Source organism: Azonexus caeni (assembly GCF_048146105.1).
Classification (GTDB): Bacteria; Pseudomonadota; Gammaproteobacteria; order Burkholderiales; family Rhodocyclaceae; genus Azonexus; species Azonexus aromaticus_B.
Map to the genome: position 1 here is coordinate 40,064 of NZ_JBKJAD010000008.1, position 13,429 is coordinate 53,492.

Consider the following 13,429-nt stretch of genomic DNA (forward strand, 5'->3'; position numbering starts at 1 on the left):
GAACGCGCTCGTCGACGCCCAGGCTACATATTTGGGTAGGTCGGTCCCTCGCCGCCCTGCGGTACGACCCAGACGATGTTCTGCGTCGGGTCCTTGATGTCGCAGGTCTTGCAGTGCACGCAGTTCTGCGCGTTGATCTGCAGGCGTGGGCTGCCGGCCTCGTCGCGCAGGATTTCATAGACGCCGGCCGGGCAGTAACGCTGCTCCGGCGCGTCGTAGGTCGCCAGGTTGACGGCGATCGGTACCGATGCATCTTTCAGCGTCAGATGGCAGGGCTGGTCTTCCTCGTGGTTGGTCGATGAGAGGAAGACCGAGGACAGGCGGTCGAAAGTGATTACACCGTCCGGCTTCGGGTAGTCGATCTTTGGGCAGTCGGCGGCCGGTTTCAGTTTGGCGTGGTCGGGGGCGCTGTGATGCAGCGTCCACGGCGCCTTGCCGCGCAGCAACAACTGGTCGATGCCGAACATCAGCGAGCCGAGCCACAGGCCCTTGGCCATCCACGGCTTGAAGTTGCGCGCCTGGTGCAGCTCGTCGTACAGCCAGCTTTGCCGGAAACTTTCCGGATAGGCGGCCAGGACATCGCGCTGGCGGCCTTCGCAGAGCGCCGCGAAGCAGGCTTCGGCGGCCAGCGCGCCGGTCTTGATCGCGCAGTGCGAGCCCTTGATGCGGGCGGCATTGAGGAAGCCGGCGTCGTCGCCAACCAGGACGCCGCCGGGAAAGACGGTTTCGGGCAAGGATTGCAGGCCGCCGGCGACCAGCGCCCGCGCACCGTAGGCGATGCGCTTGCCGCCTGCGAGGAATTTGCGGATTGCCGGATGCGTCTTGAAGCGCTGGAATTCCTCGTAGGGCGACAGGTGCGGGTTCTGGTAGCCGAGGCCAACGACGAAACCGACGGCGACCTGGTTGTTCTCCAGGTGATAGAGGAAGCCGCCGCCGTAGGTGTCGGGCTGCATCGGCCAGCCGCCGCTGTGGATGACCAGGCCGCTCTGGTGCTTTTCCGGGGCGATTTCCCAGAGTTCCTTGAGGCCGATGCCGTAGGTCTGCGGGTCGGCGTCGCGGTCAAGTTTGAAATGGGCGATCAACTGCTTGCCGAGGTGGCCGCGACAACCTTCGGCGAAGAAGCTGTATCTGCCGTGCAGTTCCATGCCGGGCTGGAAGTTCGGGCCTTCCGAACCGTCGTGCAGCCGGCCCATGTCGCCGGTCGCCACGCCCTTGACCGCGCCGTTCTCGTCGAACAGCACTTCGGCACCGGCAAAGCCGGGGTAGATCTCGACGCCGAGCGCTTCGGCCTGTTCGCCCAGCCAGCGGCAGAGGTTGCCGAGCGAGATCACGTAATTGCCTTCGTTATGGAAGCAGCCGGGGAGAAAGGCGTTCGGCACTTGCGTCGCGCCGGTTTCCGACAGGATCAGGAAGCGGTCTTCGCTGACCGGGGCGTTGAGCGGCGCGCCGGTCGTCTTCCAGTCGGGCAGCAGTTCGTCGAGGGCGCGCGGGTCGATCACCGCGCCGGACAGGATGTGGGCGCCGATCTCGGCGCCTTTCTCGATCAGGCAGACCGAGAAGTCCTCGCCGTTTTCCCCGGCCAGCTGCTTCAGGCGGATTGCCGCCGCCAGTCCGGCCGGACCACCGCCGACGATGACCGCGTCGAATTCCATGGCTTCGCGTTCCATGCTTGTCTCCTCGATTATTGTTGGCTTGTTTTCAATACGCTACAGTATGGAAACGCTTTCTTCAACCCATTTTCAAACGATCGTTTCATGGACCATCGCAAAAAACTCATTCACACCACGACCCTGCCCATCCGCTGGGGCGACATGGACGCCTACGGGCACGTCAACAACACGGTTTATTTCCGCTACATGGAGCAGGCGCGGGTCGAGTGGATCGAGGACATGAAGGTGCTGGTCCGCCCGGGCGGTGACGGTCCGGTGATCGTCAATGCCGCGTGTACCTTCCTGCGTCCGATGACCTATCCGGGCACCGTCGAGGTGCGCACCTACGTCGGCGCGATCGGCCGCTCAAGCTGCCAGACGCACGTCGACATGCTGATCGACGGCGAGCTGTATGCCGAGGGCGCCGCCAAGGTGGTGTGGATGAACACGCAGACCGGAAAATCGGTGCCGCTGCCGGATCACGTGCGGGCCTTGCTCGAAGCGGAGTAAACTCGGCGCCCATCGGATAACGACGGAATCGGCATGGGCAAGCGGAAAATCTGGGAAAAACTGCTCTCCAGCGAACGCCTGGGGGCCGGCAAGGCGCCGGGAACGGCGGAGCGCACTGCCTTCCAGCAGGATTACGACCGCATCGTGTTCACCTCGGCCTTCCGCCGGATGAAGGACAAGACGCAGGTCTTTCCGCTATCGAAGAGCGATTATGTGCGCACCCGCCTGACGCACAGCCTGGAAGTCAGTTGCGTCGGTCGTTCGCTGGGTGCTGTCGTCGGCCGCGAGATCATCGCCCGGCACGGGTTGCCCCACGTCGAATCGGGCGATTTCGGGGCGATCGTCGCCGCCGCCTGCTTGGCGCACGACATCGGCAACCCGCCGTTCGGTCATGCCGGCGAGGACGCGATCCGCGAATGGTTCCGCAATTCCGGCCTGCTCGAGCGCCATGAATTCACGCCAGCCCAGCGCGCCGATTTCGAGAAGTACGAGGGTAACGCGCAGGGGTTCCGCATCGTCTCCAGGCTGCAGAGCCCGGCCAATCCTGGCGGCCTGCAGCTGACCAGCGCGGTGCTGGCGACCTTCACCAAGTACCCGCGGCCGTCCGCGCTCGACGGCCCGCTGGATGGCAAGAGCGGCAAGAAATTCGGTTTCTTCCAGCAGGACGCCGACAATTTTGCCCGCGTTGCCCAGTCGACCGGGCTGGTCGAGCGAATTCCGGGGCAGGCCTGGCGCCGTCATCCGCTGGCCTTCCTGGTCGAAGTGGCCGACGATACCTGCTACCTGATCGTCGATCTCGAAGACGCGGCGCGTCTCGGCTTCGTGCCCTACAAGGACGCCGAATGCCTGCTCGCCGACCTCGCCGGTTCGACGATCAACGGCAGCCGGCTCGACCGCCTGTACGACCCGAAGGAGCGTCTCGAATACCTGCGCGCCAAGGCGATCGGCCGCCTGCTGGAAAGCGCGGCGGCGGTTTTCCTGGAAAACGAGGCGGCGATCCTTGATGGCAGTTTCGACGACGAACTGCTCGAGCAGTCGCCGGTCAGCGTGCCGCTGCAAGCGGTGCTGCAGGTGGCCAAGGAGACGATCTACACAGCGCGGCCGGCGCTGGAAATCGAAACCGCCGGCTTCGAGGTGCTTGGCGCGCTGCTCGGGCTGTTTACCCACGCCGTCGAGGCGGCGGCGGTGCCTGAACTGCGCATGACCAAGCGCGAGGAAATGCTGCTCCGTCTGCTGCCGCCGCAATTCCTCGGCCACGGCGGCAAACCCGATGCCGATCCTTACGTGCGCCTGTTGCAGGTGGCCGACTTCGTCGCCGGCATGACCGACTCCTACGCCGTCGACATGTACCGCAAGCTCAAGGGTTTCGACCTGCCGACCTGATCACTCGAAGATGCCGAGGAATTCGCTGCGCGCCCGCGCCAGTTCGGCGTGCGCGGTGCTGTCGCAGAGGCGTTCGCTGGTCCGGTAGAAACGGTCGAAGGCGGCCAGCACCGCTGCCTTGTTCAGGCGCTCGCGGCCGCCGGCCCGGCTTTCCGGCTGCGCCTGGTCGAGCGGCTTGAGCACCGCGTAGCGGGGAATGATCTGCTGCCCGCCCTGGTCCGAGGAGGCGGTGAGCGGGCCGGTCTTGACGAAGATTTTTCCTTCGTATTCGAAGCGGTCGCCGATGGCGAGATGCTGGAGTTTCATGCTGGGTCCTGTAGCGCGGTGCGCCGGATATTAGCAAGGCGTGTCGCGTCCGGGCGGGTTTTGGTAGCATCGGCGCCTTCAACCAGACAGGGAGATGGAATGTTCGGCAACAAGTACCGGCAGCAGGTCGGCGAACTCGAAGCGGCGCTTGCCGATTGTCACGCCCTGCACGCGGCGCTCCAGCGCTCGATGGCGATCGTCGAACTGATGCCCGACGGCACGGTGATCGACGCTAACGACAATTTCTGCCGGACCCTCGGCTACACGCTGTCCGAACTCAAGGGCCAGCATCACCGCCGCCTGTGCGATCCAGCCTATGCCGGCTCGCCGGAATACGACACTTTCTGGGCCTCGCTGCGGCGCGGCGAGTTCTTCCGCGGCCCCGTGCGCCGCCGTCAGCGCGACGGTCGGGAGGTCTGGCTGGAAGCCACCTACAACCCGGTCCTCGGAGCGGACGGCCGGGTGGTCAAGGTGGTCAAGTTCGCCACCGACGTCACGCCGCAGGTGATCGAGGCCGCCAGCCAGCGCGCCATGGTCGATGCCATCGAGCGCTCGATGGCGGTCATCGAATTCGCCACCGACGGCCGCATCCTGCGCGCCAACGACAATTTCTGCCGGGCCATGGGCTATTCGACCCGCGAGCTGGCCGGCCAGCATCACCGGATCTTCTGTCCGGAAGATTTCGTGCGCGGGCCGGAGTACGCGCAGTTCTGGGCTCGCCTGGGGCGCGGCGAATTCTGTTCCGGACAGTACCTGCGGCTCGACCGCCAGGGCCGCGAGGTCTGGCTGGAGGCCAGCTACAACCCGGTGTTCGGGCCGGACGGGCAGGTTGTCAAGGTGGTCAAGTTCGCCACCGACATCAGCGAGCGCATCCGTCGCCACATGGCCGAGCGCGAAGGCGCGGAAACCGCCTACAAGGTGGCGCTGGAAACGCGGGAGATTTCCCAGTCCGGCGAGGGCATCATCCTCGACACCGTGGACAAGATGCAGCACATCGCCGGCATCGTCGACGAATCGGCGGCGCTGGTCGCCGTGCTTGGCGAACAGACGGCCCGCATCTCGTCGATCGTCGGTACCATCCGCGAGATCGCCGACCAGACCAACCTGCTGGCGCTCAACGCGGCAATCGAGGCGGCGCGCGCCGGCGAATCGGGGCGCGGTTTCGCGGTGGTGGCCGACGAGGTGCGCAAACTGGCCGAGCGCACCGGCAAATCGACCGGAGAAATCGCCGCCATGATCCAGACCATCCAGAAGGAAACCGGTTCGGTGACGGCGAGCATGAACAATGGCCTGGCCGAGGTGCGCGCCGGCGTTGAACTGGCCAACAGCGCCGGCGCGGCGATCAAACAGATGCGCGACGGGGCGACTCGGGTGGTCGATGTCGTCCAGGCTTTTTCGAGCACGATCCAGGATTGATCGACGCCGGGCTTGCCAATTTCCGGTAACTGTACAAAAATACAGTCATCGGAAATTGCCGGAGCCCCGCCATGAAACTCACCCCGCGTCAGCAGGAAATCCTCGACTTCATCCGCAACACCGTCGAAGTCCTCGGGGCGCCGCCGACCCGCGCCGAGATCGCCACCGCCTTCGGCTTCGCCTCGCCGAACGCCGCCGAGGATCACCTCAAGGCGCTGGCCAAGAAGGGCGCGATCAACCTCGAGCCCGGCTCGGCGCGCGGCATCCGCCTCGTCGAACAGCTCGGTCTGCCGCTGATCGGCAGCGTTGCCGCCGGCTCGCCCATCCTCGCCGTCGAGAACGTGCAGGGGCGCTACAACTTCGATGCCGGCCTGTTCAACCCGCGTGCCGATTTCCTGTTGAAGGTGCGCGGCCTGTCGATGATCGACGCCGGCATCCTCGATGGCGACCTGCTGGCGGTGCACAAGACCAACCAGGCGCGCGACGGCGAGATCGTCGTCGCCCGCATCGACGAGGAAGTCACCGTCAAGCGCCTGGAGCGCGGCAAGAACCAGATCCGCCTGATCGCCGAGAACCCGGATTTCGAACCGATCGTGATCAATCCCGGCGAAGTCGAATTCGCCATTGAGGGCGTCGCCGTCGGCCTGATCCGCGGAGCCGTCGCCAAGCTGTCATGAGCGCCCAACCGTCGCCGGTGGATTTGGCGGCGGTCCTGGCGCGTGGCGACATCTGGCGCGGCGACGCCTTGCCCGGCCTGCCGGCGGGCACCGTGGCCAGCGGCTACACCGAACTCGACGCCGAACTGCCGGGCGGCGGCTGGCCGCGCGGCAATCTCACCGAAATCCTGAGCGACCGTGGCGGCATCGGCGAAATCAGCCTGCTGCTGCCGGCGCTGGCCCGTTTGTCGGACGAAGGTGGGCGGCTGGCTCTGGTCGCGCCGCCCTGGCTGCCGCATGCGCCGGCCTGGGCGGCGGCCGGGGTGGCGCCGGAGCGCCTGCTGGTGATCCGTCCCGGCAAGCAGGCGGCCTGGTGCGTCGAGCAATTGCTCAGATGCGGCGGTTTCGCCGCTCTGCTTGCCTGGCCGGACGCCGGCATCGACGCCCGGGCGCTGCGCCGCCTGCAGGTGGCGGCCGAGGGGCAGGCGGTTCTGGCGGTTCTGTGGCGGTCGACCGTGGACGCCGCGACGCCGTCGCCGGCTCCGCTGCGCCTGACGCTGAGCGCCAGTGCCGACCGGTTGGCGTTGCGCATTCTGAAGCGACGCGGCCGCCCGGCGTCGCGCCTGTTGCAGATCGAGATTCCCCGACCGGGAAGGAAAGCACGTGTTGTGGCTGGCCCTGCATTTTCCGCTGCTGACGCTGGAAGCCCTGCCGTCGCGGCAGTCGCCTAGCGTCGTCACGGCCCGTGGTCGGGTGCTGGCTGCCGATCCGCTTGCCGTTGCCGCAGGCATCTTGCCCGGGCACAAGCTGTCGACCGCGCTCGGCCTGCTGCCCGGGCTGCGCGCCAGCGAGCGCGACCCGGCGCGCGAAGCCAGGGCGCTCGCCGATCTCGCCTGCTGGGCCGGGCGCTTCACGCCGACCGTCAGCCTGGCCTCACCGGATGCGCTGCTGCTGGAAATCGGCGCCTGCCGGCGCTTGTTCGGCGGTATCGCCGCCATCGTCGCGGCAGCGCTCGACGGCTGCCGGGCGCAGGGCTGGAGCGTCGCCTGGGCGGTCGCGCCGACGCCGCTCGGCGCCCGCTGGCTGGCGCGCGCCGACGCGGCGGCCAGCTACGAGAGCCTGGCCGCGCTGCAGGCGGCGCTGGCCGATTTGCCGTGCGCCGTGCCCGGCTGGCCAAACGAGGTCGTCGCCCGTCTGGAAGCCTTCGGTCTGCGCCGTCTCGGCGAACTGAGCGCGCCTGCCGGCCTGCGTCGGCGCATCGGCAACGGCCCGGTCGACGACCTGCTGCGCGCCCGCGGCGAACTGCCCGATCCGCAGCACGCTTTCGTCTTTCCCGAACGCTTCGCCGCCGGGCTGGAGCTGCCGTCGCGCGTCGATTTCGCCGAAGGCCTGGCCTTCGCCGCGCAGCGCCTGTTCGCCGCGCTGGCCGGCTGGCTGCAGGTGCGCCAGTCGCTGCTGCGCGCGTGCACACTGCGCCTGACTCACGACGACGGCTCAAGCAGCACGCTGCCGTTGCGCTTCGGCGAGCCCTGCGCCGATGAGGGCCGTTTCATGCGCCTGCTGCGCGAACACCTCGGCCGCCTGCAACTGGCGGCGCCGGTCGAGGCGCTGCACCTCGACGCCGACGAGGTCGTCGCCCGGCCTGGCGCCAGCGCCGGCCTGTTCGAGCAGGCGACGAGCGGCGAGGGCGCCGCCGCCTGCCTCGAACGCCTGCGCGCCCGTCTTGGCGACGACGCCGTGCGCAGCCTGGCGGCGCACGCCGACCACCGCCCGGAATGCGCCTCGCGCAACGCCGATCCGGCGGGCATTCTGGCGGCCGGGACAGCATCCACTGCAAGTTGGGCTCTCCCGCGCCCGCTCTGGCTGCTGCCGGTGCCGCAGCCGCTGACCGAACGCGCCGACGGCCCGCACTGGCACGGCCCGCTGCAACTCGTCACGCGCGGCGAGCGCCTGGAAAGCGGCTGGTGGGACAGCGGCGAAAGCGCTGCGACTGGCGACATCCGTCGCGACTACTTCGTCGCCCGCAACGGCGAGGGACAATGGGCGTGGATTTTCCGCGACGCGCAGGGCTGGTATCTGCACGGGGTGTTTGCCTGAGGCGCCGCAGCGTGGCCGGATAACACGATCCGGGCAAATCGCTACCGATGGTCACGGAGAAAAAATGCCTGAGGTGCTACGATGAACCTCATGACTGAACGACCACAAAGCCTGGGTGAAGAAATCGCCAACAGCGTCAGCCACGGCGTGGCGCTGCTGGCGGCGATTGTCGGCGTCCCTTTCCTGATCGCCTCGGCCAGCCATTTCGGCGTGGCCAATGTCGTCGGGGCCAGTGTGTTTGCGGCGACGATGGTTCTCCTTTACCTGACCTCGACGCTCTACCACGCCTTCCCGGCGGGCAAGCTGAAACGCCTGTTCCAGAAGCTGGATCACGGCGCCATCTACTGCTTCATTGCCGGCAGCTACACCCCGTTCGCACTCGGCGCCCTGGCCGGTTCCTGGGGATGGACGCTGTTCGGTCTGGTCTGGTCGATGGCCGCCGCCGGCATCGCCCTGAAGGCATTCAACCGGCTCTCCCATCCCTGGCTGTCCACCGGCTTGTATCTGGCCATGGGCTGGCTGGTGCTGATCGCGGCGGTGCCGCTGGTCGAGCACGTCTCGCTGCCCGGCGTCATCCTGCTCGTCGCCGGTGGTGTCGCCTACACCGCCGGTGTCGTCTTCTTCATGCTCGATTCCCGCGTCCGCTACGCCCATGCCGTATGGCACGCTTTCGTTGCAACGGGTACCGGCTGCCACTTCTTCGCGGTGCTGCATTACGCGGCCTGAGCGGCTTCACCTCGTACCCGGCCGCCGGGAAACCCGGATAATGGCGACCGATTCGTTTAGAACGCTGGGACAGCCGCATGGAAATCAAGGTCAATTTTCTCGACAAGCTTCGTCAGGAAGCCAAGTTCGACGACTTCACGGTCATCGCCGACCAGTCGATCCGCTATAAAGGCGACGGCTCGGCGCCTGGGCCGTTCGACTACTTCCTGGCTTCGTCGGCCTTGTGCGCGGCCTACTTCGTCAAGCTCTACTGCGACACGCGCAACATCCCGACCGAGCACATCCGCCTGTCGCAGAACAACATCGTCGATCCGGAAAACCGCTACAAGCAGACCTTCAAGATACAGGTCGAGCTGCCGCCGGACATTTCCGAGAAGGACCGGCTGGGCATCCTGCGCTCCATCGACCGCTGCACGGTAAAGAAGGTGGTGCAGACCGGCCCCGAGTTCATCATCGAGGAAGTCGAGAATCTCGACGCCGACGCGCAGGCGCTGCTGACCGTCAGCGCCGACGCCGATACGCAGACCTTTATCGCCGGCAAGGACCTGCCGCTCGAACAGACCATCGCCAACATGTCCGGCCTGCTCGCCGGGCTGGGCATCAAGATCGAGATCGCCTCCTGGCGCAATCTGGTGCCCAATGTCTGGTCGCTGCACATCCGCGACGCGCATTCGCCGATGTGCTTCACCAACGGCAAGGGCGCGACCAAGGAAAGCGCGCTCGCTTCGGCGCTCGGCGAATACATCGAACGCCTGAGCTGCAACCATTTCTACAACGACCAGTACTGGGGCGAGGAATTCGCCAACGCGCCCTTCGTGCATTACCCGAACGAGCGCTGGTTCAAGCCCGGCAAGAAGGATGCGCTGCCCAAGGGCCTGCTCGACGACTACACGCTGGAAATCTACAACCCGGACGGCGAACTGCGCGCCTCGCACCTGTTCGACACCAACTCCGGCAACACCGAACGCGGCGTCTGCGCGCTGCCCTACGTGCGCCAGTCGGACGGCGAGACGGTGTATTTCCCGACAAACCTGATCGACAACCTCTTCCTCAGCAACGGCATGAGCGCCGGCAACACGCTGGCCGAAGCGCAGGTGCAGTGCCTGTCGGAAATCTTCGAGCGGGCGGTGAAACGCGAGATTCTCGAAGGCGAAATCGCGCTGCCCGACGTGCCAGCCGAGGTGCTGGCCAAATACCCGGGCATCGTCGCCGGCATTGAGGAACTGGAAAAGCAGGGCTTCCCGGTGCTGGTCAAGGACGCCTCGCTCGGCGGCCAGTTCCCGGTGATGTGCGTGACGCTCATGAACCCGCGCACCGGCGGCGTCTTCGCCTCCTTCGGTGCGCATCCCAGCCTGGAAGTGGCGCTCGAACGCAGCCTCACCGAACTGCTGCAGGGGCGCAGCTTCGAAGGCCTCAACGACCTGCCGCGGCCAACCTTCGAAAGCAACGCCGTCACCGAGCCGAACAACTTCGTCGAGCATTTCATCGACTCCAGCGGCGTTGTCTCCTGGCGCTTCTTCAGCGCCCGGGCCGATTACGACTTCGTCGAATGGGATTTCTCCGGTCAGGGCGAGAATTCCAATGCCGATGAAGCCGCCACGCTGTTCGGCATCCTCGCCGAAATGGGCAAGGAGGTTTACGTCGCCGTCTACGACCAGTTGGGTGCCAACGCCTGCCGCATCCTGGTGCCCGGCTACTCGGAAATCTACCCGGTCGACGACCTGATCTGGGACAACACCAACAAGGCGCTGGCCTTCCGCGAAGACATCCTGAACCTGCACCGCCTTGACGACGCGGCGCTGGAAGCCCTGCTGGAGCGCCTGGAAGAGAGCGAACTCGACGACTACAACGACATCATCACGCTGATCGGCGTCGAATTCGACGAGAACACCGAGTGGGGTCAGCTGACTATCCTCGAACTCAAGCTCCTCATCAACCTCGCGCTGCAGGATTTCGAGGCGGCCAAGGAACAGGTCGAAGCCTACCTGCAGTACAACGAAAACACCGCCGAACGCGGCCTGTTCTACCAGGCGGTCAATGTGGTGCTGGAAGTGCTGCTCGACGACGAACTGGAACTGGAAGACTACGAGCCCAACTTCCGCCGCATGTTCGGCAACGAACGCATGGACGCGGTCATCGGCTCAGTCGACGGCAGCATCCGCTTCCACGGCCTGACGCCGACCAGCGTGCAGCTGGAAGGCCTCGACCGCCACCAGCGCCTGCTCGACAGCTACCGCAAGGCGCACGCGGCACGGGCGAAGGCGGCGGGGGTGAGCTTGGGAGATTGAGGCTTGAGAATCCGCAAAAGGCGGCTATCGTCCCTAAGCAGACCAAAAGCTGTAGAACGTAGTGCCCAATTACATCGGTGATGGGCTTGGGAATGGATATTTATGCGGTTGGATGGCCGCAAGTGCAACTTCAGTTGCAGGACTCACCGAAGTTACAAGACCAACCCGTTGAGTTGCGTGCCGGAGGATGTACGGCTCAATTAGTCGAAAGCCACGATCATCTTTTGACTGGTAGTAACGGAATATCCAATAGGCAATTAGATCAGCCATCTGGATCAGGCGTGACGCTTTCGAATCCAGAAATAGTGGAACCTCAGCGAAGTTCCGAAGGCGTCCGAGCTTATGGCCTTGATGCTTAAACAAAGACGAAAGCGCCTGGAACTTCTGCTCGTAAGACGCTTTGTCGCATACAACCAGTCCTCTTTGCCCATCGCGGCGACGAACCCACATGTCCGCCAAGAACTGATCAAACTGGTGTGCAACAGCTTCAAATGATTGGTGAAGAATCTGATCAAGCGGCACCAAAGACTTTTCAATGACGGATGCAAAGACCCTAAGTTTGAGCTGGGGATTTCCAAGCAATGACAGAACATCAACCAATGCCTGAACGCGATCGGCAGGGGCAATGCCCGACCAGTCGTCTTTAGCTGAGTACATCGGCGATCCATGGAATTCGATGGCCGAAGGATCATGAGGACTGAATCGTGCTGCGATGGGGTTGATCCTCGATTCCAACCAGTGCGTTGATCGCTCAAACACGGCAAAACCTGCTAAGACGAAAAAGGCAGTGCTTGGGTCATGTGTGTGACCAGACTCGTCTAAGTATAAGAGGTGCAACGCAAATCCCCCCCGCAAACGAAAACGGGTCGCAAAATCGCGACCCGCTAAAATTTGGTAAGCCAAGTGGAACAATCGTCCAACGCACCGTAATCGACAGCGCTCTTGACTCGTGCTGGATTTTAGCTGCGATCTACTGCAACCACAAGAAAGAATTCTAAAGCCAGCCAAGCCTGTGGGAGCGCTGCGATTTGACAACGCTCGGGAAGAAACTCGCGCGCGGCTCCGGGCCGGGTTCGATCAGCGACGCTTCGGGCTGCTCCTGGCCGCCCGCTTTGCCGGTGCTCCCTCGCTGGCGGCGGCACGCGCCGGCGCTGGCTTGACCGGGGCCGCGTGTTCCAGCCAGATCAGCGCGTCGATGTAGGACATGAAACCGTGCAGATAATCCGGCGCGATGTCGCGCATGAGCTGCAGGCTGCGCAGCACGAGGTGCTGGGAATTCATCGGGCCGGCGTTTTCCGGGGCCTGGGCCAGGGTCTGCGTCAGTTGCTGCTCGGTGCTGAGCTTGGACCACTCGTCGCGGAAGTAGGCGACGGATTTGAGTTCCGGTGCTGGCGGGCGGCTGGCGCCAACCGAATCCTTTGCGCTGGGTCGCTGGTCGTCTGGCGGGCGTGCAGGCGCGTTGGCCAGTGGGTTGGATTCTGGCTGAGCGTGGGCCTGTTGGGCGATGTAGGCGAGCAGCGTGGCGAGCGGGCTGGCGCGGTCGCTCGCCGCGCTCGCCGTTGGCGTCGGTGTCGGGCGGCTGAGCAGTTCGTCGGCGCCAGCGCCGAATTTGTCGGCGAGCACCTGGCGGATGCTGGCCGGTTGCGTCGCGGCGCGGCGGGCCAGGGCGTCGAGGTAGGCGAAGCGGACGGGATCGCGCTCGGCGGCGCCGCTGGCGCGTAGGGCATCGAGTCGGCGCTGGAGCTCTCCCCGGTCAGCCATTGGCGTCCTTGGCATTGGTCCGCGACTTGGGCACCGGCGCCATTTCGACGCGGCGGTTGCGGGCGCGGCCTTCGGCGTCGGCGTTGTCGGCGACCGGCTGCTGCGATCCGAAGGCGGCGGCGAAGATGGACGACGAAGGCACGCCGTCCTCGATCAGCGTGCGGGTGACGGTCAGCGCGCGCTGGGCCGAGAGTTCCCAGTTGTCGGCGAAGCGGCTGTTGCTGCCGCGCACCGGCATGTCGTCGGTGAAGCCGCTGACCATCAGCATCTGTTCGCTAGCGCCGAGGTAGGCGGCGATGGGCTGGGACAGGCTCTTCAACAGTTGCTTGCCTTCCGGCTGCAATTGGTCGGAATTCAGCGCGAAGAGCACGTTGCCGCTGATGCCGATCTTGCCGTTGTCGAGCGTCACGCGGCCGGAGGCGAGCGGGCCGGCCAGCGCCTTTTCCAGCGCTTCGCGGCGTTGTTCTTCCTGCTGGCGTTTCTGGATTTCGGCTTCGAGGCTGCTGACCAGTTCGAGCTGCACACCGAGCACGCCGACCAGGATCAGCACGAAGGCGCCGAGCAGCCCGGCCATCAGGTCGCCGAAGACGGCCCAGACAGGGGTGCCGTGGTCGACGCTGGCGTCGATGTTTTCCAT

At 65.3% G+C, this 13,429-nt stretch carries 13 protein-coding genes; 8 read left to right on the plus strand and 5 right to left on the minus strand.

The annotated features are described in order from the left end of the window. Positions 1 to 23 precede the first annotated feature (23 nt). Positions 24 to 1,667: an electron transfer flavoprotein-ubiquinone oxidoreductase gene (locus ACLIIZ_RS10120; protein ID WP_416691980.1), complete on the minus strand. Its 1,644-nt coding sequence runs from the start codon at positions 1,665 to 1,667 to the stop codon at positions 24 to 26. A gap of 87 nt (positions 1,668 to 1,754) precedes the next feature. Between ACLIIZ_RS10120 and ACLIIZ_RS10125 the strand changes: the two genes are divergently transcribed. Both ACLIIZ_RS10125 and dgt read left to right on the plus strand, forming a co-directional pair. Continuing rightward, entirely contained in the window at positions 1,755 to 2,159 is a 405-nt protein-coding gene (locus tag ACLIIZ_RS10125; RefSeq protein ID WP_416691981.1) for an acyl-CoA thioesterase, read from the plus strand. A gap of 33 nt (positions 2,160 to 2,192) precedes the next feature. After that, positions 2,193 to 3,542, plus strand: a complete 1,350-nt coding sequence (gene dgt, locus ACLIIZ_RS10130; protein WP_416691982.1) for a dGTP triphosphohydrolase — start codon at positions 2,193 to 2,195, stop codon at positions 3,540 to 3,542. Here dgt and ACLIIZ_RS10135 read toward each other — a convergent pair whose 3' ends face one another. Further along, positions 3,543 to 3,848 (minus strand): hypothetical protein, encoded by a 306-nt coding sequence (locus ACLIIZ_RS10135; protein WP_416691983.1) that lies wholly within the window; start codon positions 3,846 to 3,848, stop codon positions 3,543 to 3,545. Positions 3,849 to 3,947: 99 nt separating this feature from the next. On the opposite strand from ACLIIZ_RS10135, the gene ACLIIZ_RS10140 reads away from it, so the two are divergent. The 6 genes from ACLIIZ_RS10140 to ACLIIZ_RS10165 all read left to right on the plus strand — a co-directional run bounded on the left by ACLIIZ_RS10140 (position 3,948) and on the right by ACLIIZ_RS10165 (position 11,031). Next, positions 3,948 to 5,264, plus strand: a complete 1,317-nt coding sequence (locus ACLIIZ_RS10140) for a methyl-accepting chemotaxis protein (protein WP_416691984.1) — start codon at positions 3,948 to 3,950, stop codon at positions 5,262 to 5,264. 71 nt (positions 5,265 to 5,335) lie between these two features. Then, entirely contained in the window at positions 5,336 to 5,941 is a 606-nt protein-coding gene (gene lexA, locus ACLIIZ_RS10145) for a transcriptional repressor LexA (protein ID WP_416691985.1), read from the plus strand. Further along, entirely contained in the window at positions 5,938 to 6,651 is a 714-nt protein-coding gene (gene imuA / locus ACLIIZ_RS10150; protein WP_416691986.1) for a translesion DNA synthesis-associated protein ImuA, read from the plus strand. The genes lexA and imuA overlap by 4 nt, the downstream gene beginning before the upstream one ends. After that, positions 6,584 to 8,017, plus strand: a complete 1,434-nt coding sequence (locus tag ACLIIZ_RS10155; RefSeq protein ID WP_416691987.1) for a Y-family DNA polymerase — start codon at positions 6,584 to 6,586, stop codon at positions 8,015 to 8,017. Before imuA ends, ACLIIZ_RS10155 begins: the two co-directional genes overlap by 68 nt. Before the next feature lie 81 nt (positions 8,018 to 8,098). Continuing rightward, the gene (trhA, locus tag ACLIIZ_RS10160; protein ID WP_416691988.1) at positions 8,099 to 8,743 is read left to right on the plus strand and encodes a PAQR family membrane homeostasis protein TrhA; all 645 of its coding nucleotides are present in this window, start codon (positions 8,099 to 8,101) and stop codon (positions 8,741 to 8,743) included. A 77-nt stretch (positions 8,744 to 8,820) separates the two neighbouring features. Beyond that, positions 8,821 to 11,031 (plus strand): OsmC domain/YcaO domain-containing protein, encoded by a 2,211-nt coding sequence (locus tag ACLIIZ_RS10165; protein WP_416691989.1) that lies wholly within the window; start codon positions 8,821 to 8,823, stop codon positions 11,029 to 11,031. Positions 11,032 to 11,100: 69 nt separating this feature from the next. On the opposite strand, the gene ACLIIZ_RS10170 is transcribed toward ACLIIZ_RS10165, so the two are convergent. The 3 genes from ACLIIZ_RS10170 to ACLIIZ_RS10180 form a co-directional block, all read right to left on the minus strand. Further along, complete coding sequence (locus ACLIIZ_RS10170; protein WP_416691990.1) at positions 11,101 to 11,934, minus strand: DUF3800 domain-containing protein; 834 nt, start codon at positions 11,932 to 11,934, stop codon at positions 11,101 to 11,103. Between the two features lie 174 nt (positions 11,935 to 12,108). Further along, positions 12,109 to 12,792 (minus strand): DUF2894 domain-containing protein, encoded by a 684-nt coding sequence (locus ACLIIZ_RS10175; RefSeq protein WP_416691991.1) that lies wholly within the window; start codon positions 12,790 to 12,792, stop codon positions 12,109 to 12,111. Then, on the minus strand, positions 12,785 to 13,429 hold the full coding sequence (locus ACLIIZ_RS10180; RefSeq protein ID WP_416691992.1) for an OmpA family protein: 645 nt from the start codon (positions 13,427 to 13,429) through the stop codon (positions 12,785 to 12,787). The genes ACLIIZ_RS10175 and ACLIIZ_RS10180 overlap by 8 nt, the downstream gene beginning before the upstream one ends.